The sequence below is a fragment of the Paenibacillus sp. FSL R7-0345 genome (assembly GCF_038595055.1).
GTDB lineage: Bacteria > Bacillota > Bacilli > Paenibacillales > Paenibacillaceae > Paenibacillus_AQ.
This window is the reverse complement of the sequence record NZ_CP152002.1, coordinates 1901307-1923968: the sequence shown is the minus strand read 5'-3', so window position 1 is coordinate 1923968 and position 22662 is coordinate 1901307. Positions and strand designations below refer to the sequence as shown.

The window sequence follows — 22662 nt, the reverse complement described above, 5'->3', positions numbered from 1 at the left end:
TACTACAAAATTGATCTAATTGCCCGGGAAATTCCCGAATTAGGTACGGATTAATGTCGTCTACTGTCCAATCTTGAGGCTTCACCCAGCATGGCTTAACGTCCAGCCTACAGCTCCGCCCGCACCACCGGCTCACCAAACCCAACCGGACCCAGCTTAACCGGCAGAATCTGCTTGTAATCAGCAGTGTTCGTAACAACCATCGCGGTCGTAATATCATAATTCTGCGCGATCTGCTCCAGATCGAAGGTCAGCAGCTTGTCGCCCGCCTGCACCCGGTCACCGGTCTGCACATGAGCATCAAAGAACTGGCCGCGCAGCTTAACGGTGTTGATGCCGACGTGGATCAGCAGTTCCATGCCGTTAGCGTCACGGATGACCATTGCATGTTTGGTTTTGAATACGTTCATTACCGTACCGCTAACTGGAGATACCAGCTCACCAACTGTCGGCACAAAAGCAATCCCCTTGCCCATCAGCTCATCACCAAAGGTAGGGTCGTTGACCTCTTTTAAAGGAATCGCTTTACCTGTCATTGGCGCATAAGCCGTGCTGTCTGCAGTTGCGGAAGCTGCTTCTACTTCAACCAATGCCGGAGCAGCAGCCTCAGGTGCTTCATTAGCAGGTTTAGCAGCAATATTGCCGGAGATCTGTGCAGCGTCATCCTCCTCTTCCTGGAATCCCAGCAGCACTGTAACGACAGCGCCGACTACAAAGGCAATAACCATTCCGCCAAAAGCGTACCAGAACGTCTGTCCCACCAGTCCCGGAAGACCCGGAATACCGCCGTTACCGGCAAGTGCGTAAGCCTTGGCACCAAAGGCAAGCGCGAAGCCGCCCCCTGCCGCACTACCAATCATCGCCGCGATGAACGGCTTTTTATATTTCATGTTCACACCGTACATCGCCGGCTCGGTAACACCCATAAGCGCGGTGAAGCTGGTGGAGAGTGCTACGGATTTCAGCTTTTTATCCTTTGCCCGAAAGAATACGCCCAGTGTAGCTCCAGCCTGTCCCATATTTGAGATATAAGTCAGCGGCAGGAATTTGTCGAAGCCAAGTGTAGCCAGATTGCTGATGATAACCGGAACCAGCGCGTAGTGCATACCCGTCATAATAATCAGGGCCATTGCACCGCCAAGGACGATACCGGAGATCAGCCCGCCTTCATTGAGCAGCCAGTTTATGCCGCCGGACAGGCCGTCGCCGATAAAGGTTCCCAGCGGTCCGATTGCAATCAGTGTTACAGGAACCATAATAAGCAGCGAAATTAACGGAACAAGCAGTAATTTCAGAGATGGCGTGATGAAACGGTCCACTGTCTTTTCAACATAAGAGAGCAGCCATACGGCCAGCAGGATCGGAATAACGGATGAAGCATACGATACGGCAGTAACCGGAATGTTCAGAAAAGCAACCGGATTACCGCTCGACAATAATGCCCCCATATCCGGATACATTAATGCCGCACTTACTCCAACCGCAATAAACGGATTGCTGCCGAATTTCCGGGCTGCGCTGAAAGCGATCAGAATCGGCAGGAAGTAGAACACACCGTCACCAATGGCCGAGAGAATCCGGTACGTATCCGTTCCGGTTGTCAGCCATTCCAGCGTTACGAACAGGGCCAGCAGACCCTTGAGAATACCTGCAGCTGTGATAGCCGGCAGCATTGGCGCAAATACGCCTGCGATCGTTTCAAAAATCTTCAGGATGACGTTCTGTTTCTTTCCATCCTCTTTTTTGCTGCCCTCGCCGCTTTGTTTTAGCGCAGGGTAAGCCTTTACCATCTCATCGTAGACTTTCGGCACATCGTTACCGATGATGACCTGGAATTGCTCGCCTGAGATGTTGGTGCCCATGACCATATCCAGCTTTTTGAGTGCAGCCTGATCGGCCTTGCTGTTGTCTTTAAGCTCAAAACGCAGCCGGGTTACACAGTGGTAAACCGAGTTGACATTGTCCACCCCGCCCACAGACTGGACGATTTGCTGTGCCGTTTCCTGATGTTTCATCTTATTTCCCCCTATTTTTGGCAACTAAAAAACCCGAACGAACACACAGTCTCCGCGCCCTCGCGCGTGCCGTGCCTCATCCGGGTTTTGCCTGATTGAACAGTAACAAGCCCTGGTTATTTCCTTTTCATCAGCCGCTCCAGATGCAGTGTCAGATAGAGCTGCTCGGAATGCGTCATGACATAATCATAGTTTTTGAGAATAAACGTTTCGATCTTGATAATACATTTGAACGTCTCCGGGTAATTCTTGCGGACAACCTCGTACAGATATTCCTCCGTGTCATCATGACTGGAATGCGTGATTACCCGCTGGCAGAAATATTTGAGATGCGTAATGAATCTGAAATAGTTGACGCTGTCCTCATCCAGATCCACACTGAAATGATATTTGATGATGTTCATAATCTCCTGCAGCAGTTGCATCAGATGCGTCACATCGTTCATCGAATCATTGACTTCAGCATTTATGAAATGAAGCGCAATATTGCAAATCTCTTCTTTCGGAAAATCAATCCCCAGCCGCTCCCGGAGAATCGTCAGCGCTTCCTTGGCCACATCATACTCAGCCTTATAGAAGTGCTGCACCTCCCACGACAGCGGGTTACGGACAATCTGATCCCGGGCCATCCGCTGAACGGCAAAGTTAATATGATCCGACAGGGATACGTAAATCCCGTCACTGATCTGCTTATTCAGCTGCATGCGTGCCAGACTGACAATATCATCCGTCACCTGCAAAATATCGATCGGCACCTCGGTAACAATCGCCTTAAAGCGCTCGTAGATGGAGGCATCCTGCAGACGGAAGATTTTTTCAATCCGCCCTTCATCGATCGTGTCGCCTGCCTTGAACTGGAAACCGATACCCCGGCCGAGGATCAGCAGCTCCTGGTTCTTGTCATCAAGCGTACTGACGATGTTGTTGTTAAAAATTTGTTTGATGATCACTAGAAACCCACCTGTGTTTGAGGAATCAAAAAAGGGCAAAACAACAATGGACATGACAGAATCATTTCCACTGTGGTTTTGCCCGCATTACCGGTAACAAGCCTCGGAAACAATTTAACACAAGCTGAAAACGGTGTCAACCACTCTTCAAAAAAATCTGCAACCTAATTTTAACCAGCCGCAGTCTGAACTATGCATCCGCCCCGCATGCTAAAAGTACAAATCCCAACCGATGATCAGCGCGCTGAATAATACAGCCGACAGGCCGGACAGCACGTACATTACTTTTCTCATTCTTTTGCTGTTCGAGCGCCGCAGCCTCAGGAGAAGCATTACTATGTATCCGGCGGCCAGCAGAACATAGAGCATGTTAAATATAAGATGAACGCGCAGTAAAGCGTATGAAGTGTAATTCAGGCTGCGGTTTATCATCACTACATTGTTTAGAACAATGAGAAGACCGGTCAGGCTAACGCCCAAATGATATTTATCGATCCCGGATAAAGGCTTCTTCACATTCTTAAAACGGCGTATGATCCAGCTTATTACATCAATAACAAGTGCAATTATGCTAAGTGCTGCCCCGAGTCCGAGAACAATCAGGGAGATCCCGGTACTATGGGCCGCGAAGCCTGTAAGCGGTAAATAATCACTGTAAGGGGTTGAGAGCATGACAACCTTCCCCTGGTTATCTCTTACAAAGTACTCGGAACCTGAAGAGTATATCTTGGCATAGGCATCGGGTGCATATTGGTTAGAGGGCACTCCATTCCAGTTATACACGCGCTTGTTGACCGCTTTAAGCTCAGCCAGATTGAGATATTCAAACATTTTTCCAAATCCCTGAACTACCCGCCGTGCGCGTATGTAGGTCCCTTCTACCTCCGAGCTGTCCGGCATTTCGCCTGTGTAAGCCTCTGCTGTGTAAGTACCAAAGACTCTGTCAACAAGCCCGACACAATACTGGCCTTCATTTTGCTGGTTAACCATGACAATCATTCCGAACCCGGAAACAGGATCTATTACAAAGCTGCTTGAAAAAGCTAATGTATTGCCGCCATGCTCCAGTGTCCGGACTGCATGCTGATTTACAAAAAAACCGTGGGCGATTCTCGGCACATTAGTGCCTTCATATGCCAGGCTTGGCATCAGCATTTGCTCAAGTGTTGCATTACTCTGAAACAATGGACTCTTGCTGCCTGCCGGCGGCATAAGCGCAGCCATGAACTTTGCAGCATCTGCTGAAGTACCAAGTGCACCTCCTGCCGGATAAATCCCCATATAGGCTCTATTCTTCTTTATCAGCTTCCGGTCAGCGGTATAGCCTTGGACCTTATCTCTTGCGGCGGCAACAGCCGGGTTGTCTTGCATCGTCGGGTGAAAGGAAGTAGCGTTCATCCCCAGCACCCCAAAAATATACTCTCTAACATATGTATAAAATGGCTGTCCGCTCTGCTGCTCCACAATGTAGCCTGCCAAGGCAGCGCCGTAATTGGAGTAGGCTACAATAGTGCCTGGTTTATAAACCTGCCGTGGTTCAAAGATACGCAGCGCCTCAGCCAGATCGGGAACCTCTTCCTCCTGCGAATAATATAAACCTGTATACCGGTCCTGCCAGCCTGCATTGTGATTCATCAGATTGAGCAGCGTAATCGGCTCATCATATTTCAGGTTCTTGAAAAAGCCTTCCGGGAGATACTCGCGGATATCTGTCCGCAAATCCAGCTTCCCCTGCTCCACCAGCTGCATCACACTCGTCCAGACCAGCAGCTTCGTGACGGAGCCCCATTCAAATACTGTATCCGTATCAGCGGGGACATTGTGTTCCACATCCGCTAAGCCGTAGGCTTTGTTAATAATAGTTTCGCCGTTGTTGACAACAGCAACGGATAGGGCAGCAGTAGTTACCATACGGGCAGGGGTTATGTAAGAATCAATAACGGCTTCAAGTGCAGACAACCTGATTCCGGAAGGGCTTTCATCATTAGCCGGCCCTCCTCCTTCTGCCGCATACGCAGGAAATCCGGCGGAGAGTAGTAATAGAATAGCCGTCAGACAAATAACCGGCGGCTTGAATAATGCAAACATTCTTTTCAAGTTCATGTACAGCCTCCTTTTGTAATGCTGGTATTATAGTAAATTAATTCCATAAGTCTGTATAACGGCTACTACGTTTCTACTGGAAATAGGATGCAAATTTTTCCTATAGTGCTGCAAGCCAGCCTGCACCAAGCTCTAACGGACTCCAGCGCTCTTATTTCTGCTGAAAATCCATTTTTGTCAGGCTAACGGACTCCAGTGCGCTTATTTGTCAATTTTTGCTTCTAATCATCACCCATATAGGAGCAATAAGAGCATTACGGTCCGTTAGATTATGAAAATGCTCTCCACACAGCAAATAAAGGCTGTACGGTCCGTTAGCAGCATTCCGCATTCCACTTTTGCCTTGAACAAAAAAACCTGCCCCCAACAAGGGAGCAGGCCTCAAACCAATATACCAAACTTATTTCAAGCCCTTCCAGACCCAGCTTTCAACCTCCGGCAGGTCGATGCCTTCTTCACGGATAAAGGCATTGTGCTTCTTGACCATGGCGTCCATCTCAGCGGCGATGGCAGTATGCTCGTCGGACTCCGGCAGGCTCAGTACAGCTTCCTTTGTCAGGTCGAAGCGGTCCATCTGGTTCAGCACGCGCATATCGAACGGAGTGGTGATGTCGCCGTTTTCGCGGTAGCCATGCACATGCAGGTTGTGGTTGCGACGGTCGAAGAACAGGTCTTTGATCAGGCCTTCATAGCCGTGGAAAGCGAAGATGACCGGTTTGTCTTTTGTGAAAAATTGATCAAACTCTTCGTCGGACAAGCCGCGCGGATCGAGCTTCTGGCTTCTCAGCTTCAGCAGGTCCACTACGTTGATATAACGGATTTTCAGCTCCGGCAATTTCTCATGCAGAATGGAGATGGCAGCCAGACTTTCGATCGTCGGTTCTGTACCGGCGGAAGCAAAGACCACATCCGGTTCACCGCCGTTATCAGTACTTGCCCAGTCAATAATCTTCAGCCCTTTATCAACCAGCTCCTGCGCCTCTGCTGCGCTGAACCACTGCGGACGCGGATGCTTGGAGGAGACGATCAGATTGATCTTCTGGCGGTCATTCAGCACAGTATCGAATACAGCCAGCAGGGAGTTGGCATCCGCCGGCAGATATTCACGGATGAATTCCGGCTTTTTGTCAGCCAGGTGGCCTAACAGACCGGGGTCCTGGTGAGTGTAGCCGTTGTGGTCCTGCTGGAATACAGTCGAGGTTGCCACGACATTCAGTGAAGGGATATCGGCACGCCAGCCCTGATCGGTTGCCTTGCGCAGCCATTTGAAGTGCTGGGTAATCATTGAATCCACAACGCGCAGGAACGCTTCATAGCTGTGGAAGAAGCCATGACGTCCGGTCAGCACATACCCTTCAAGCAAGCCTTCCGCCTGATGCTCTGACAATTGGGAGTCGATAACACGGCCGTAGGAAGCCAAGAACTCATCGTTTGGTTCCTTAACCTGGTCCAGCCATTGGCGTTTGGTTACTTCGAATACAGGCGCGAGACGGTTGGACATCGTTTCATCCGGTCCGAAGATCCGGAAGTTGCGGTCAGGCTCATTCCGCAGGACAACCTCTTTCAGATATTTACCGAGAACAGCCATGTCCTGTGCTACAACTTGACCCGGAACAGAATTGTCCAGTGCATAGTCGGTAAAGTCAGGTAAGTTCAGGTCCTTGATCAGCTTACCGGCATTGGTAACAGGGTTCATGCCCATACGTCTGTCGCCAGTAGGCAGAATTTCCGCAATTTCGGCAAACAGGCGGCCGTTCTCATCGAACAGCTCTTCCGGTCTGTAGCTGTTCATCCAGTCCAGCAGCGCCGGAGCATGCTTCATATTCTTCTGATCCACCGGAATCGGTACCTGATGGGCCCTGAACGAGCCCGTGTTCGGTACGCCGTCCCACTGTGCCGGTCCAGTCCAGCCTTTAGGGGAACGGAAGACGAGCATCGGCCATAGCGGACGGGTAAGGTCATTATTTTCCCGCGCATTTTTCTGGATGGCAGCGATCCGTTCAACGATTGTATCCAGTGCCTTAGCCATTTCAGGGTGCATCTGCTCCGGATCTTCGCCTTCGACAAAGAACGGTTCCCAGCCCATGCCCGTGAAGTAAGCAGTGATCTCTTCCTTGGATTGGCGGGACAAAATGGTTGGATTGCTAATCTTAAAGCCATTCAGGTGCAGGATCGGCAGCACAGCTCCGTCTGTAACAGGGTTGATGAAGCGGTTGGCGAACCATGATGCAGCCAGCGGTCCGGTTTCAGCTTCGCCGTCACCGATGACAACTGCGGAGATTAGGTCCGGATTGTCGAGGATAGCGCCGGCGCCGTGTGACAAGGAATAGCCCAGCTCGCCGCCCTCATGAATTGATCCCGGTGTTTCAGGTGCAGCATGGGAAGCTACGCCGCCCGGGAAGGAGAACTGCTTGAACAGCTTTTTAAGGCCGGGGATGTCCCGGGTAATTTCCGGATAAATTTCAGTGTAGCTGCCGTCCAGATAGGAATTGGACACCATAACCTGGCCGCCGTGACCCGGTCCTTCAATATAGAACATATTCAGATCATATTTAGTAATTACACGGTTGAGATGGGCATAAATGAAGTTCTGGCCGGGGATAGTGCCCCAGTGTCCGATTGGTTTGATTTTGACATCGGCATCCTTAAGCGGTTCTCTTAACAACGGATTGTCTTTTAAATACAGCTGTCCTACGGAAATATAGTTTGTTGCCCGCCAGTAAGCATCCAGCTTCTCCAGATACGTTTTTGATGAATAATCAACACTCATGGTCGATAATCCCATTTTCTCCACTCCCTAATTGATTGTAATTATAATTTCCAATCTTTTCTCTCTACAGGTACATCATACCTCTGATAAAAATAAATACAACCTTTTAGACAAGTGATACGGTCCAATTTTGTGAAATTTTGAACATAGTATGAAATATCCTGGTAATCGATAGACAAAACCATTCTTTTTCATGTATTTTCCCAATTTTTATCATCCGCTAAAAGTACTGAGTTGCGAAATAAATAACATTTAGCGCACTAGACTCGAAGCTGCGTTGAAGTGACTGGGACGACATTTTAAACTATAATGTTAATTAAATGCTGAGATCGGAGAGTTATAGTTATGAGTACACAGACAATCATGTTAAATTCTTTGACAAGCGTTAATGACGGGGGACATATCATCTATATGTTCGAGGATTACGATCGTTATGTTGATAATGCGCTGACTTATATTACAACTGCCATTGAGCTTGGCCATCATATTTTGTTCATTGAGCAAGCAGCCACTTATCAGCTTATCTTAAATAAACTGGCTGAATTCCTCCCTTCTGACCAGCTTGAATATCTGCATTATGCAAACAACATTGATTATTACGGCTCCCGGGGAGATTTTGATTTTGAGCATATTGTGAGTCACTTTGAGGATGTAACGGGAACCTTTCAGCATAAAGGCCTTTCTTTGCGTACGTGGGCTAATGTGATGACCTGGGGAGAGCATGGCGAGGATAAAATCCGCGGCAACCTGATGAATTATGAGCGGCAGACCTGCTGTTTTGTCCGTGAATATGGAATGGTCTCTGTATGCGCCTATAATGCACTTGCTATCTCTGCTTCCCTGCAGACTGAACTCATGAGAGAGCATGAGTATGTAATGATGGACCTGGAGTTTATTAAATCGCCCCTCTACAGGTATCACTCTCCGGAAGAAGTGATTTTCCCTTCCTTATCGGTGCAGAGACAGCTGCTGAATGAACAAAAGCATCTGCTCATTGAGAAAGAAGCCATGGAGCTGGCCAACCAGGCCAAAAATGAGTTCATCGCCATGATGAATCATGAAATCAGAACGCCGATGAACGGCGTGCTGGGCATGGCTGAGCTATTGGCCGCAACTGGGCTGGATGACCACCAGCAGGAGTACGTTTCCACCATCCAAAAAAGCGGCAAGTCCCTGTTGCGGATCGTCAACGACATTCTGGACTACAGCAAGCTGGAGTCCGGCTTCGGACAGCTGCTGGCTGAGCCGTTCAGTGTGCGGGAATCCATAGCGGAGACACTGGAGCTGCTTACTCCGGCTATCTGGAACAAGCAGCTTCAGCTTAACGTTTCTATCGGCTCCGACATTCCAGAGCTTGTAACCGGAGATGATGGCCGGCTGCGGCAGGTGCTGCTGAATTTACTGGGGAATGCGGTAAAATTCACCGAAGCAGGAAGCATTTCGGTTGCAGTACATCTTCTTTCGGCTTCTTCTGATACAGTCCGGCTGCAATTTAGTGTACAGGATACCGGCAGCGGCATACCTCCTGAACAACAATCCCGGCTCTTCCTTCCCTTTTACCGTGCAGATAACAATATAACCCGTCAGACAGAAGGCACCGGACTTGGTCTCGCAATCTGCAGGCGGATTGTGACACTGATGAACGGTGAGATCGGCCTCGCTTCAGCAGAGCTGGCTTCAACCGGCACGACGATTGTTTTCACAGCCGAATTCGGCATCTTTACTTCTGCGCCTTAATCCTCCTGCCTCTCTTCTCCCAGCCAACAAAAAAACAGTCCGGGAAATTTCCCGGACCAGCGGTCAAGTGACCGATACAAAAGTATTAAATTTCAGATATTTGTAGTGGAATCTCATATGCGAGAATTCAAGCGGAGTCCCGTTATCCAGAAAGAAAATCCCTTCCATGATGCTGACAGGCTCATTCGGCGACAGGTGCAGCAGCTCCTGGTCATTGGCCTCGGACGGCTCTGCAAACACGGACAGAAATGATTTGGTCACCGCCAGATTACGGGAATCCTCCAGATAATTGAAGATCGAGCCTTCGATAATCGTCTGGTTAAGATCCTGGACAATTTTGATCGGGATATAACCGGTTTCAATCATGAACGGTTCATCGTCGAACAGACGGAGCCGGACGATTTTATACACAAAATCATGGGGCCCGAGGAACAAATCCCGCTGCAGCTCTTTGGTCGGAGGAATGACCTCGAAATTCAGCACCTTAACCTTGGGCTTCGTGCCATGCATCTGGAAGTTATCGGTCACCCCCAGATTAGAGCCTTCATAATTGAAAATCGATTCATTTTTTATGTACAAGGGATTGATAAAGGTGCCTGAGCCCCGTTTTTTGAAAATAATGCCGACACTCTCCATCTTGGCGAGTGCACGTTTGATTGAGCTGCGGCTGACCTGATAGGTCTCGCTGAGCGTCCGTTCGTCGGGCAGGCGCATATCCGGGTATGCTCCGGCAAAAATTTTCATTTTGAGGTCATCAATAATCTGCTTGTAGACAAATTGTGTCATGAAGTACTCCCTTTCAGGTCTGCTGTCACTTCGTAAAGCTTACTGTTAACTATAGCATAATCAGTGTCTCTGTCATACCGTCATCCGGCCGGACGGCCGCAAAAACCCGCAGCCGGGATTCAGGCAGGCTGCGGGTTCATGCTGTACAGATATTCAATTCAAGCGCACGCTCAGTGCATTTCCTGCGTAATGTCAAGCTGTTGCAGCTGTTCGATCTGATGCAAATGGTTGAGCAGCTGCTGATAATGATCGGCTTTTTGCTGGACCGCCATTACGAGCTTCTGGAACTGGTCCGAATCCTGGCCGGATTTCTCCAGAATACGCAGCAGGCCGCTGTTAATTTGCTCGACATCCTCCATGCTGCTCTCCTGGGACACCTGGATTTTCTCCAGATGCTCGAACACTTCCTCCTCCGCTTCCACAATCTCATTCATAAAAACGGTAGACTGGCTGATCCGCTCAGCCGTTTCAGTCATTGCCCTGGTTCCGTCGCCGGATTTGCTGTGCAGCTGCTCCATCACATCGGTCATTCCCGTGAGTGAGCCCATTATCTCTTTCACATGGTTGCGGGTGCTGTCGGCAAGCTTACGGATCTCCGTGGACACAACTGCAAAGCCGCGTCCATGCTCACCTGCCCGGGCTGCTTCAATAGCAGCATTTAACGACAGCAGGTTCGTCTGCTCGGCGATATCCGTAATGACTCTCGCCAGCTGTTCAATACTGGTGAAATGCCGGCGCAGCTCCTCGTTCAAGGTAACAAATTCGGTAAATACAGCTGACGCCTTCTGCATTTCCTCGGAAATCTGTACGTTGGCTTCCTTCGCGAATTCGATTTTATTGGAGGAATACGACAGGCTGCCATACATTTCATTGATAAGGTCTTCAGTCTGCCCGCTGTTTGCCTTCAGATGTTCAAGCAGCTGCTGTGTCCCGCCGACCTGACTGATCAGCTCGCCGCTGCCTGCACGCAGGGCTGCAAATTCTTCAACCATCCGCCCCTCCTGCTGCAGGATTGCTCCGGTCTCAAGGCGGATCTGCTCGGCCAAGGCATAAGCGTGAACGCTATAAGATACCGGTTCAGGTACAGGCTCAATTGAAGATTCAGCAACCGCGCCAGCAGGCACGGCAGCTTCTGGAATCAGAATCTCAGTATCTGCCGGAGATTTCATCCGGAGTGAGCGAAGCTTGGTCATCCATTGCATATCCGATTTCCCCCTATTCAACCAGCAGCAGAATCATGGTCTGGTTGGCATGCTTTTTATAATATTGCTCTCCATAGCTGATGAACCCGGTAGTATTGCCGCAGAAGCTGAGCATCTTGTCGTCGAATGCGCCCCACAGCCGGTCACGGTTGAACAGCTGGTCCCGCAGAGTGCAGTTAATATTGAGTACAAAGGAAGGCTTGTACGGGCTTGCGCCTAGAGTTTCCTCCAGCACGGCCAGCGGGTCGGCCAGACCTAATACCTCTACATAAGTACTGGACATCACCTGGCTGTAAAAGGTGACCGAGCGGTCGGGATTGGCCGTCATCGGGGAGGCGATAATCAGATCGTCCTCATATCTTTTGCCGAGCGGACTGCTGAGAAAATGCTGCGTCAGCTCCTCTTCCGGTACGCCCAGCACACGGGCATACTCCTCAGCCGCAGGCCGGCCGTTAAACGAAAATACCGTTCTGCCAAACACATCCGCCTCCGTTACCAGCAGCGTGTTGCCTGTCGGGACGTATATATTCTCTTTGATCAGCGAGGTGCGGGCAGCCATATTGAAAAAAATACCCAGATTCTTTACCCGCCGGCTGCCGATATAGATGTACGTCTCGCCGCTCTCATCATCCGCTGCACTGCCGCCGATCACCTTAAACTCCGGTGCAATAAAAAACAGCGAAGAAAGAATCGCCTCCTCCATCGCAGCCGCGCCGTCGCACAGCAGCAGCAGAAAAGCGTTGGCATTGTCTTTTACCTTTTGATAGGCCGCATTCAGCCCGGCACTGCTCAGAACCGGCGGCTGCAGAATTTCAACAATTCCCGTCATGCGTACATCGTATTCAAAGCCGGTAATAACGCCGCTTCGGTAACCCTCAGGAGTGTATTCGCCTTTGGTCGAGCACAGTACGGCATGCGGCGGGGCCAGCGGAGACAATTCTCTGACAGCAGCAGCTGAAGCAAACAGCACCAGTCCGCGGTTCTCTCCAAGTTCCTCCAGTTGACGCCTTGCATCGTCCAGCGTATTAAACGATAAAGCTTTCATTATGTATAACAACCTTTCTGTGCGGGGAGCACTCTTTCAAACTTTTCCAAAAAAATTAGTTTTAATTTTTGATACTATCTTATGGTTAAACCAGAATGGTCCTGCTGTCTGTGAATAATGTCGCTTTTGGTTGAGCGCACCATCGAAAGCCTGTATCATGGACATACTTGGTGACAGCCAGGAATGACTACAATATGTAAAAAGGAAGTGTGAAGCATGACTTACTCCCAACGCTCAGCACACCCGGGCGCCTCATCCGATTTTGCCTATTTGGAGTATCAAATCAGCCAGGCACAGGAAGGATTGGCACAGGCGGAAAAAGACGGCGACACGGAGCTTGCCGCCGCTATCCGGAGGAAATTGGCCGGGCTGGAGGATGAACTGGAGCTGCTTGCAGACTAAGCAGGAACAGCTGGCAGACTAGCAGGAACAACTGGGAGCCTAAGCTGGGGCCCACTAGGGAGAATAGGAAGTTACCCGGCTATTATTCCGGCTATATAGTAACAATAGACCGTTTGAGAATAATTATCAATTAGCAAATGAGACAAGAATATGTCCGTGCTGACAGCGCTATTTGTGGGATTTTTCCCACTAATGACCTCTATTCAGCCTACTGACGGTGCAGTTTGTGGGATTTTTCCCACAAACTCCTTGTGCTCAGCCCGCCAACCGAGCTAACGGACGGGCTTCCTTTCAACCAAAACAAAAAAGGCTACCCCTTGGTCATGTGAAATGACCGGGATAGCCTTTTTGTGTGCTTTTGCCGCCTAACTTATCAGTTGGGAATTAAACCAGTTTTACCAGGCTGTAGTTTTTCTTGCCTTTGCGGACGATGATGAACTTGCCGCCAATGGCTTGCTCAGCGGTGATCTCTACCTCAAGCTCATTTACACGCTCGCCGTTGATCGAGATTGCACCTTTGGTAATGTCTTCGCGCGCCTGGCGTTTGGACGGCTCGATACCAAGGTCAACCAGCCATTCGACGATATTCTTCGTTTCGGTCGAGGCAGTGAAGGTCGGCATTTCCTTGAAGCCTTCTTCAATCTCATCGGCAGTCAGGGAGCGGATATCACCGCTGAACAGTGCTGCGGTAATACGCTTAGCCTGCTCCAGCAATTCTTCACTGTGCACGAACCGGGTCATCTCTTCCGCCAGTGCTTTCTGTGCTTCGCGCTTGTGCGGCTCGGACTCCACTTTGGCAGCAAGAGCTTCGATCTCTTCTTTGCTGAGGAACGTGAAGTACTTGAGGTATTTGATTACATCCCGGTCATCTGTGTTCGCCCAGAACTGGTAGAACTCGTAAGGGGTTGTTTTCTTCGGATCGAGCCACACAGCGCCGCCTGCAGTTTTGCCGAACTTGGTGCCGTCCGCTTTGAGCATCAGCGGGATGGTGAGGCCGAATGCTTTTGCTTCGTTGCCTTCTTTTTTCCGGATCAGGTCCAGGCCGCTTGTGATATTGCCCCATTGGTCGGAGCCGCCGATCTGCAGCTGCACATCCTCATGCTTGAACAGGTGCAGGTAATCGATCGACTGCAGAATCTGGTACGAGAACTCGGTGAACGAAATCCCGCTGTCCAGACGGCTGGAGACTACATCCTTGGCGAGCATGGTGTTGATGCTGAAGTTTTTGCCGAAATCGCGCAGGAATTCAATAACATTGATGTTCTTGGTCCAGTCATAGTTGTTGACCAGACGGACCTGATTGGCGTCATCATCAGAGATAAACAGCTTCTTCATCTGCGCAGTCAGCGCATCCACATTCTCCTGCACCTGCTCGAGTGTCTGCAGGGAGCGCTCGCTCTGGCGTCCGCTCGGATCGCCGATCGTTCCGGTAGCTCCGCCGATCAGGATCACCGGACGGTGTCCTGCCAGCTGAAAGCGTCTGAGCACCATAAACGGGATCAGATGCCCGATATGCATACTGTCTCCGGTCGGGTCTACACCGCAGTACAGTGAAACCGCCTTAGTATTCGTTAATTCGCGCAGTCCTTCCGCATCCGTCTGCTGATTAATGGCATCGCGCCATTCCAGTTCATCAATAATATTCAACATGTACAGCCCCTTTGTTAGTGATCAGTATGGTTAGTGGGATACGTTGGTGGATGAGCATCACCCGGGGTACGGCAGAGATCCGCGGACCGCCAATGTCTGCTATGTTGGCATACAACCAGCCAGCCCGGCAAACGCAAAAAATCGCCCCTTGTCTCTTCAGACACAGGGACGATTGAATTAACCGTGTTACCACCCAAATTGCACGGGAAGCCTATAATCAGCCCATCCGTACCACTCATAAGCGAGTTATCGTTCGCTTGCTCCCGCTTGGCATTACCCAAGATACTCCAGAGTGTATTTCGCAGCCCTCGTGTGTACCGGGTTCCATCACCCCCCGGCTTTCTGTGACAGGGACTAAGCTGCTACTGCGCTCGTTCAACGTATACAAACTATAAGATTACAGAAAGTATAGCCAATTCACAATTTGTTGTCAATCCGGCCGCTACAGGGATTAGCATCAAGCATAACGCCAGCCGCCGCTGGCCGTTATATTTTCCGCTTCTGCCTCGGCATAGCCTTCACAGATAAACCCTATAACCTCACTTCCGTCCTCAAGCTCCACCTTCCCAAGCCCAAGCGGCGCGGGAATCAGAGCTGCAAATGCGCCAACCGATTGAACCGGCATCTTCCATAGCTCGAGCTGAATGGAGGCTCCCCCTCGGGCTTTTTTAAGCAGACCTGGCTTGGCAGGTGCAGTCTGCAGTCTGATCATATCGTAGCAGGGTGCCGTTCTGGACTCGCGCCAGAAATAAGCGCCGTGACCGGTCATCTGTTTTTCGAGCGGATAGCCCTGCATATGCAGGCCGCAGACGGCAATCGTAGTATATTGCTGCACGGTTGCTGCTGTATCTGCTGTTTCAACTTTCCCAGCCAGCTCCGTATCTTCCAGGCCGGAAGCCCCAAGGTAAAGGCCTGCCATTCCCGCCAGCAGATGCTCGCTGTCCGCCAGCGCGAATAAAGTGATCCCGAACGGCAAATCCTGCGCAGCTTCTCCGGCAGGGACAGCCACCGCAGACAGATCAAGCAAATTGCAGTGATTGGTGTAGCGGCCCATATCCGAATTGGCGCCAACCGGATTAAGCTCCACCTGCTCTCTGGTCCAGGTGCCTCCACAAGTGGGCATGACCAGCACCGCGTCCTGCAGCAGCTCGCGGGATTTAGCCTTGTACTCCTGCAGCCGGTGCATGGCCTGGAACAAGCTGGAGGCTGTATGCCGTTCCCCGTTTCCTGACGATAAAATCTGTTCTGTGACAGGAAGCACGGAAGCGCGGTTATTCTCCACAAATGCTCCCAGACCTGCCCAGCGCTCCGCTACCCAGGGGCCATCATACAGAATGGAAGCCGCTTCGAAGAACATTGTACAGTCCACGTATTCCACCGGAATCCCCAGCTCCTTCAGCGAATCACCCGCTGCTTGCCAGGCCAGCCGGTACTCCTCCTCATGAGGGCCATAGAAGCCAAGCGGCTCTGCCGGAAACAGCAGCCTGGCAGGACGACGGTCTGCCTGCCGGGGGATACTGCGGGACCAGGGATCGGATACATCCAGGCCGCGCACCTGCCGGTCAACCAGCAACGCTTCCTCCAGGCTGTTCGCGAACACCGTGACACAGTCCAGGCTGGCGCAAGCCGGGACTACTCCCAAGGTAGGCCAGGCACCCAGGCTGGGCTTATACCCTACCAGACCGTTCAGCGCTGCCGGTACACGCCCGGAGCCGGCAGTATCCGTGCCCAGCGAGAAGACTGCCTGGCCGCGGGCAACAGCAACTGCCGAGCCGGAGCTGGAGCCGCCGCTGATATATTCCGGTCTGAGCGCGTTATGCACCGCCCCATGCGGACTTCTTGTGCCGACCAGTCCGGTGGCAAATTGATCCAGGTTGCTTTTGCCTACAGGAATCGCCCCGGCACCGACTAAGCGCTCCACCACAGAGGAATGTCTGTCCGGTATATAGCTGAATTGCGGGCAAGCAGCTGTGGTAGGGAAGCCCTGCACATCTATATTATCCTTGACCGCAAACGGAATTCCCCATAGCGGATAATCCTCTCTGTCCAAATGGCTTATAGCCTCCAGATAGGGCAGTATCCGCCCGTAGTCCGGCGGCTCAATCCAAATATTCAGCTCCTGATCCTCCTGTGAACGCCGGATAATTTCACGGATAACCGTCTCCGGCGTGAGCACTCCGCTTCTGTATTGGTCCCGCAGCCATCCTGCAGACAGCTTGAGCGGAAATTCGGCCATAGCCATATCGTTCATCTCCTATTCTGCGGGTTACGCTGCTTCTCATAAGGCCTCATCTCATGCAGCTTGAGAGCCAAATGAAGCTCAAGCATATCGTCCCCGTCATCTGAGTTCAGGTTCAGCAGCTCACAGGCACGTTCAATCCTGTAGGTCACGGTATTATAATGAGTGAACAATGCGGCTGAGGTTTTTTTTACATTGCGGCTGTTCTTGAAGTACTGGGTTAGCGTCTGCAGCAGGGATACGTTGTGCTTGTTGTCGTAATCAAGCAGGGGAATCAGATACTGATCCCGGTACTCCCGGATTTCTTCAAGCTCCGGCAAATGGTACAGCAGCCTGAAGACGCCCAGCTTTCTATAATCTATGAACGGTTCACGAAAATCGCAAATCTCGCGGATATGATAAATCTTTTTTGCTGACTCATAGCTGAAATGCACCAGATCAGGACGGCTAACCTTGTCTCCGATGCAGAAGACAAATGTATCTTTGGCACAAACAGCACTAAGCTCCGTAAGCAGGCGCTGCAGAGTGTCGGCGAGCGGGCTGTCCCCGTTATCCGCTATCGTAACTGCCAGCTCGCCTTCCATGATCGTCATCTTCACATGCTGTAAATCCGGCCTGGTCCTGATTCTCTTCACCGCCTGCTGCAGCTGCTTCACCTCAGGCTTCATATCCAGCCAGCCCACCACCGCTGCAGTCATTGCATGATCAGGCAGCGGACAGCCGCAGGCCTCTGCCCTCAGCTTCAGATCCTCGCCGGCCACAATCCTGCCGCTGATCCAGTCCTGCAGGAACTGATCCACGTACTTCAGCTCCACTTCTCTGCGGGCGTTCGCATTGATCATTTCCAGTCCGACCAGAACACCTACCCTGTCAATAGTCAGCTGATCGACCATAGTCAGCTCCTGGTTCCATTCAAGCAAGATCAGCAGGCACTGGTTCATCTGCTTGTCATTAACTGTAGACACATAAGCCCTGATCCGCCGTTCTCCAAGGGTGATGAAGCAAATGCCCAGACTCGCCTCATCCCTGAGCTGAAGCCAGACCGGTGACTGGCGGTGAAATCCGAGCTCCTCGGCCTGCGGAGAACAGAACAGATGGTCCATATCATCCAGAAGCACAATCGGATTGTGCAGCATTCCGTCCAGCGTGCGCAGAAAGTCCTCAATGCCGTCACCGTGCAGCAGCTGCTTCGACAGCTTCTGAAACCGGCTCTGGAGCTGGGAGAGCTCCCTGGCTTCCTGCACCAGCACCCGCTCCATGATATCCCTGACTACATCAGAGAATGATGTGGACGAGGGCAGCTCAAAAATCGGGAAATCCAGCTGGTCGGCAAGCTCAAGCGCCCTGGCCGGAACCTCATCAATAAAACGTTTGGTTTTGATCCCCAGGGCAGAAACGCCCTTTTGGTTCAGCTGCGGAATCATGTCTGAAATCAAATCCGGCTGGTCACGGAAGGGGAACCCGCTCGTAATCAGGAACTCCCCCGGCCGGACCCAATCAATAACATCCGGGACCTCCATCACGTTTACGCGATTTATGTAACGGTGCAAGCCGCCCGCTCCGGCAAGCACTACTGCCTCCTTGAGATCGGGAATCAACAGGATGTCGCTGCAGGTCAGACCTGTGATTACATTGTTCGCCATGGAGCTCCGCCGCCTTTACTTTAGCTTCGAGGAATAGATATCTTCAATAATGGTTGTGCCGAAAAAGGAGTTTGGAGCTACCTGTGCTTCTGCCGGCAGAAAAATACTGATCTGCTCAGATGGCGTATCCCCCGCATTGGCTACCGAATGAACAACGCCGGCAGGCACATGAAAGGTATCTCCGGCCCGGTAGCTGCTCCACTCGCCGCCGCTCAGCAGCTTAACCTCGCCTACGGTAATATGAATAATCTCCACCACGTCGTGATAATGCGGAACCACCTGCCCGCCGACACCGAGCTTTTCCCATAAAATAGAGCTCATCCGAATCCCCAGCTTATCCGCCTGCGCCGCAGAGACAATCTCCCGGTGATACAGCTCGATATGGTTAGGCATCAGCTCCCATGTCATTTCCTCTGCCGTCAGAACCTCGGTTTCCTGTGTAAGCATATGTCATTCCTCCATAAGATTCATTTATTGATTTCTGCGGAATACGGCCGCTACCGGCCCTCCGCCTGCCGGACCCTGATGCTCCCCGCCGCCGGATACATAGATCATCGGATCTCCGCATACATAAGCCAAAACCCCGCCGACAACAGCACGGGCATGCCGGGTATGGTTGATATCTGAATCATCGAGCATCGTATGACGCCGCTCCCTTACATAGCCTGTCGGGTCAGCCTCCGCTTTGGCCAGCACCTGAATCAGCTCATCTCCGGCATGCCGGTCGATCATGCGCTGCAGTGCCGCTCCGTCAATGGAGTCCTTCATAACATCATGGTCAATATAATAAGGACCCTCCGCTGCGGAAGAATTACCGAATACAATGATCTCACAGCACGAAAGCTCACTCCCGGCAGAGGTCGAAGCAACCGCGCTGTACAGCTCCCAGTTCACGCAGATCTCTTCATCCTGGAGCCCCTTCCGGCCGATTTCCCCAAGCGCCACAGCAACGCCGAGGGCGGAAGCGCCTCTGGAATACCCCATCGACTTATAGGTATCCTCAGTCACAGGCTCAGCCTTTCTGCTATGGGCTTCATGCATTTGCTCTGCAGTCAGAAGCGGGCATTTAATCTGTACAAAATGCACATCCTCCGCAGACGCAATACCGGCATCACGGACCGCACGGGACACCGCTTCAGCCACTGCATCCACCTGGCTCAGGCGCCCCAGCTCCTCCGGCAGGAAATCCCTCGTTCTGGAGACACCGATCGCGAGTGATTTCAGCCCAGGCCCGGCCCCTCCCGTTTCCGGCGAACCACTGCGGCTCATTACGGTGAAATGCGGACTCAGTATGCCTTCCGTGCCTCCTGACATGATATAGGACACAGCCGGCTGGCTGTCTGCGGAATAAGCAGCAAAGAACTGCTTCAGGGCCATCACCGCATATCCCCGGGTAAAATCGTTGACACAGCCGTTGCCCTCAGTCTTGCCCAGCACGGCAACTACATGTGCAGGATCAAGGATCCCCGCCTCAATTGAGGCCTTAAGTCCTGTCGTATCATGCGGAGCACCGGCAGGTACTTTAATCACGGAGCATTTCATCACAGATCATCACTCCTTGTCCAAAAGATGACTTTCTTCTCCAGCAGTCCGACACACCAGAACAGCAGCAGCCCGCAAGCCGCCGAAGCGATAATCGCCGAGAACATTACCGGAGTATCCATATGATAGGAAGAGACCAGAACAACGTATCCAAGCCCTTTATTCGCACCGACGAATTCGCCGACAATAGCTCCGACAATCGCCAGGGAGGTTGAGATTTTTAGCGCGGAGAAAATATAAGGCAGACTTGTCGGCAGGCGCAGCTTCCAGAAAATTTCCCACTTCGTCCCTTTATAAGTAGAAAACAGCTCCCAGGCCTCATATTCAATCGCCTTAAGTCCTTTGACACTGTTCACCAGTATCGGGAAAAAGCAGATCAGCGTGGATGCCACTACCTTGGAGGAATATCCGGTACCCAGCCACACAACCAGCAGAGGGGCCAAAGCCACAAGCGGTGTTGTCTTAAGGGCGATTGCCAGCGGAAAAGCCCCCTTCTCAATCGGTTTGGAATGTACGAAAATAACGGCTGTAACAAATCCCAGAATGTTGGCCAGCATAAATCCGGCCAGGGATTCCATCAGGGTAACAAGCATATGTGAGCCTAATGAGGCTTCAACCGCTGATAAGACCGCTGTGGGAGCCGGCAGCAAATATACCGGAATGGAAAAGAGGCGAACGGCCAGTTCCCAGAGCACCAGAAACCCCAGGCCGAATCCGAGCGGATACAGGCTATCTTTAAGCTTGGCTGTCATAAATGCTTCACCCTCTTTCTCAGTTCCTTGACCGTATAGTGGAATTCCGGCAGCTCTTCCATCCCGGCCTCCCGCGGCGAGGGCAGAGGAACCGGGATAATATCCGTAACTCCGGCGGGCCGGGGCGACATCATCACTACCCGGTCAGACAGCAGCACCGACTCCTGGATTGAATGTGTAACCATAACGATGCTGCTAAGGCTGGTTTCGGGACTCTCCCATAGACGGAGCAGCTCGAAATTCAGCTTTTCGCGGGTTAATTCATCCAGGGCACCAAAGGGCTCATCCATTAAAAGCACCGCCGGATCAGCTGCCAGCGCCCTTGCGATCGCCGCCCGCTGCTGCATGCCGCCGCTCAGCTGATGCGGAAAATGATTCATGAAATCCTGCAGGCCTACCAGACGCAGTGCGCTTTCCGCCTTCTCCCGCGCTTCCTGCTTAGTGAACTTTTTCTTGTTGCCAAGCTCGAGGGGAAGCGTGACATTCTGGAGTGCCGTAAGCCAAGGCATGAGCACCGGCTTCTGAAAGACCATACCGAGCGACAAGTCGGAGGAAGTATAGGTGACCTGCCCTCCCTTGTCGGGACCCAGCAGCTGAAGCATCAGTCTCAGCATGGTCGATTTTCCGCAGCCGCTCGGCCCGAGTATCGAAATGAATTCATTCCGGTATACATCCAGATTCACCCGGTTAAGCACCTGTACCTCTCCAAAGGACAGGGAGCAGTCTGATAACGAGAGCATCACTTCACGCTCTTTGGATTTCTGTAAGGGACGATGTTCTGCCATGAAGTTCTTCTGTTCCTTAATTACCGCCGTCATAAGACCGCCTCCTATTCCAGATATTCGTTCGTAAACAGTGACTTCAGATCCTGCTCTTTCTTCACAAAACCAAGCTCAATCAGACTCTTCTGCAGGGTACCCCATGCCTCTTCCTCCGTCGATCCGAGCGGCAGCTGCTCCGGCTCCAGCAGCGGAATACTGGCCTTCATCATCGCTACCTCATGCTCCAGATCCAGCTTGTCACCATACTTCAAACCGAATTCCGCCGCTTCCTCCGGATTCTTCAGTGCATAGTCCCAGCCTTTCATGGATGCCTGCACGAAGCTCTTGACCAGCTCAGGGTCTTTTTCAATGACAGATTCAGTAGTAAACAGCGTATCTGCATAGAAATTGATGCCGTAGTCATTCGGATCAATAATGTTCACCTCTTTGCCCTGTTCCTGCACAGCCAGCACTTCATTGATCACATATCCCGGCCACGCCTTCACCTGCCCGGTCAGCAGCGGACTAAGATCATATTTTATCGGCATTTCCTCAATTTGCGAGGTTTCGATGCCTGCGCTTTTCTCCATCGCCCGGAACGTCAGCTCCTCATTGCCGCCCAGCTTAATGCCCACCTTCTGGCCGACAAGATCCTCCATAGTGGAAATACCCGACTCTTTAAGCGCGAACATCACAAAGGGGGTTTTGCGGTAAATTGTTGAAACGGCCTTGACCGGCACTCCCTTTTCCCGGGCAATAATAATCTGGTCCGCTCCGGTTACCCCGAACTCTTCACTGCCGGAAGCGACCATCTGCACCGACGGAAAATCCGATCCGCCCGGCCGTATCTCCACATCCAGTCCGGCATCCTTGTAGTACCCCTTTTCCACAGCGGTGTAAAAGCCGGCAAACTGGGCCTGATGAATCCATTTCAGCCTCAGTACAACCTTCTTCAGCTCTCCGGAATCCCCCTGGCCGTCAGCCTTGAGTTCTTTTCCGGAGCCGCAGGCTGTAATCAGCAGCATCAGTGACGATAACAGGACGAGCATTGCTTTTCTGGACATT

General features: G+C 51.6%; 17 protein-coding genes. 2 read left to right on the top strand and 15 right to left on the bottom strand.

Annotated features, from left to right (window positions below; all coding sequences use genetic code 11):
* Nucleotides 1-107: 107 nt before the first annotated feature.
* From NST84_RS08080 to NST84_RS08065, 4 genes are all read right to left on the bottom strand, one after another.
* A complete protein-coding gene (locus NST84_RS08080; protein ID WP_342565087.1) occupies nt 108-2015 on the bottom strand; it encodes a beta-glucoside-specific PTS transporter subunit IIABC in 1908 nt (635 codons plus the stop codon).
* Between the two features lie 116 nt (nt 2016-2131).
* Complete coding sequence (locus NST84_RS08075; protein ID WP_342565086.1) at nt 2132-2965, bottom strand: PRD domain-containing protein; 834 nt, start codon at nt 2963-2965, stop codon at nt 2132-2134.
* Between the two features lie 210 nt (nt 2966-3175).
* Nucleotides 3176-5068 (bottom strand): serine hydrolase domain-containing protein, encoded by a 1893-nt coding sequence (locus NST84_RS08070; protein WP_342565085.1) that lies wholly within the window; start codon nt 5066-5068, stop codon nt 3176-3178.
* A 400-nt stretch (nt 5069-5468) separates the two neighbouring features.
* Nucleotides 5469-7853, bottom strand: coding sequence for a phosphoketolase family protein (locus NST84_RS08065; protein WP_342565084.1), 2385 nt, complete (start codon nt 7851-7853; stop codon nt 5469-5471).
* Between the two features lie 330 nt (nt 7854-8183).
* Here NST84_RS08065 and NST84_RS08060 point away from each other — a divergent pair, with 330 nt between their 5' ends.
* The gene (locus tag NST84_RS08060) at nt 8184-9575 is read left to right on the top strand and encodes an ATP-binding protein (RefSeq protein WP_342565083.1); all 1392 of its coding nucleotides are present in this window, start codon (nt 8184-8186) and stop codon (nt 9573-9575) included.
* A gap of 63 nt (nt 9576-9638) precedes the next feature.
* Here the strand turns inward: NST84_RS08060 and NST84_RS08055 are convergent, their stop codons facing one another.
* From NST84_RS08055 to NST84_RS08045, 3 genes are all read right to left on the bottom strand, one after another.
* A complete protein-coding gene (locus NST84_RS08055) occupies nt 9639-10361 on the bottom strand; it encodes a GntR family transcriptional regulator (RefSeq protein WP_342565082.1) in 723 nt (240 codons plus the stop codon).
* A gap of 170 nt (nt 10362-10531) precedes the next feature.
* Entirely contained in the window at nt 10532-11563 is a 1032-nt protein-coding gene (locus NST84_RS08050) for a methyl-accepting chemotaxis protein (RefSeq protein WP_342565081.1), read from the bottom strand.
* 13 nt (nt 11564-11576) lie between these two features.
* Nucleotides 11577-12608 (bottom strand): FIST N-terminal domain-containing protein, encoded by a 1032-nt coding sequence (locus NST84_RS08045; RefSeq protein WP_342565080.1) that lies wholly within the window; start codon nt 12606-12608, stop codon nt 11577-11579.
* A gap of 216 nt (nt 12609-12824) precedes the next feature.
* Here NST84_RS08045 and NST84_RS08040 point away from each other — a divergent pair, with 216 nt between their 5' ends.
* Entirely contained in the window at nt 12825-13010 is a 186-nt protein-coding gene (locus NST84_RS08040; protein ID WP_342565079.1) for a hypothetical protein, read from the top strand.
* Nucleotides 13011-13394: 384 nt separating this feature from the next.
* On the opposite strand, the gene tyrS is transcribed toward NST84_RS08040, so the two are convergent.
* The 8 genes from tyrS to NST84_RS08000 form a co-directional block, all read right to left on the bottom strand.
* Nucleotides 13395-14657: a tyrosine--tRNA ligase gene (gene tyrS / locus NST84_RS08035; RefSeq protein ID WP_342565078.1), complete on the bottom strand. Its 1263-nt coding sequence runs from the start codon at nt 14655-14657 to the stop codon at nt 13395-13397.
* Between the two features lie 460 nt (nt 14658-15117).
* Entirely contained in the window at nt 15118-16902 is a 1785-nt protein-coding gene (atzF, locus tag NST84_RS08030; protein WP_342565077.1) for an allophanate hydrolase, read from the bottom strand.
* Between the two features lie 5 nt (nt 16903-16907).
* Entirely contained in the window at nt 16908-18542 is a 1635-nt protein-coding gene (locus tag NST84_RS08025) for a PucR family transcriptional regulator ligand-binding domain-containing protein (protein WP_342565076.1), read from the bottom strand.
* A 15-nt stretch (nt 18543-18557) separates the two neighbouring features.
* Nucleotides 18558-18989, bottom strand: a complete 432-nt coding sequence (locus NST84_RS08020) for a cupin domain-containing protein (RefSeq protein ID WP_342565075.1) — start codon at nt 18987-18989, stop codon at nt 18558-18560.
* Between the two features lie 24 nt (nt 18990-19013).
* Nucleotides 19014-20084, bottom strand: a complete 1071-nt coding sequence (locus tag NST84_RS08015) for a ring-opening amidohydrolase (RefSeq protein ID WP_342566375.1) — start codon at nt 20082-20084, stop codon at nt 19014-19016.
* Nucleotides 20084-20836 carry an ABC transporter permease gene (locus tag NST84_RS08010; protein WP_039871344.1) on the bottom strand — a complete coding sequence of 251 codons (753 nt, stop codon included), beginning with the start codon at nt 20834-20836 and terminating at the stop codon, nt 20084-20086. The genes NST84_RS08015 and NST84_RS08010 overlap by 1 nt, the downstream gene beginning before the upstream one ends.
* On the bottom strand, nt 20833-21654 hold the full coding sequence (locus NST84_RS08005; protein ID WP_342565074.1) for an ABC transporter ATP-binding protein: 822 nt from the start codon (nt 21652-21654) through the stop codon (nt 20833-20835). Before NST84_RS08005 ends, NST84_RS08010 begins: the two co-directional genes overlap by 4 nt.
* Nucleotides 21655-21665: 11 nt before the next feature.
* Nucleotides 21666-22661 carry an ABC transporter substrate-binding protein gene (locus tag NST84_RS08000; RefSeq protein ID WP_342565073.1) on the bottom strand — a complete coding sequence of 332 codons (996 nt, stop codon included), beginning with the start codon at nt 22659-22661 and terminating at the stop codon, nt 21666-21668.
* Nucleotide 22662 lies beyond the last annotated feature (1 nt).

Coding starts and splice junctions, on each gene's coding strand:
- NST84_RS08065 (WP_342565084.1), bottom strand. CDS start 7,853: ATGGGATTATCGACCATGAGTGTTGATTATTCATCAAAAACGTATCTG.
- NST84_RS08005 (WP_342565074.1), bottom strand. CDS start 21,654: ATGACGGCGGTAATTAAGGAACAGAAGAACTTCATGGCAGAACATCGT.
- NST84_RS08000 (WP_342565073.1), bottom strand. CDS start 22,661: ATGTCCAGAAAAGCAATGCTCGTCCTGTTATCGTCACTGATGCTGCTG.
- NST84_RS08010 (WP_039871344.1), bottom strand. CDS start 20,836: ATGACAGCCAAGCTTAAAGATAGCCTGTATCCGCTCGGATTCGGCCTG.
- NST84_RS08015 (WP_342566375.1), bottom strand. CDS start 20,084: ATGAAATGCTCCGTGATTAAAGTACCTGCCGGTGCTCCGCATGATACG.
- NST84_RS08060 (WP_342565083.1), top strand. CDS start 8,184: ATGAGTACACAGACAATCATGTTAAATTCTTTGACAAGCGTTAATGAC.
- NST84_RS08025 (WP_342565076.1), bottom strand. CDS start 18,542: ATGGCGAACAATGTAATCACAGGTCTGACCTGCAGCGACATCCTGTTG.
- NST84_RS08055 (WP_342565082.1), bottom strand. CDS start 10,361: ATGACACAATTTGTCTACAAGCAGATTATTGATGACCTCAAAATGAAA.
- NST84_RS08080 (WP_342565087.1), bottom strand. CDS start 2,015: ATGAAACATCAGGAAACGGCACAGCAAATCGTCCAGTCTGTGGGCGGG.
- NST84_RS08045 (WP_342565080.1), bottom strand. CDS start 12,608: ATGAAAGCTTTATCGTTTAATACGCTGGACGATGCAAGGCGTCAACTG.
- NST84_RS08070 (WP_342565085.1), bottom strand. CDS start 5,068: ATGAACTTGAAAAGAATGTTTGCATTATTCAAGCCGCCGGTTATTTGT.
- NST84_RS08050 (WP_342565081.1), bottom strand. CDS start 11,563: ATGCAATGGATGACCAAGCTTCGCTCACTCCGGATGAAATCTCCGGCA.
- atzF (WP_342565077.1), bottom strand. CDS start 16,902: ATGGCTATGGCCGAATTTCCGCTCAAGCTGTCTGCAGGATGGCTGCGG.
- NST84_RS08040 (WP_342565079.1), top strand. CDS start 12,825: ATGACTTACTCCCAACGCTCAGCACACCCGGGCGCCTCATCCGATTTT.
- NST84_RS08020 (WP_342565075.1), bottom strand. CDS start 18,989: ATGCTTACACAGGAAACCGAGGTTCTGACGGCAGAGGAAATGACATGG.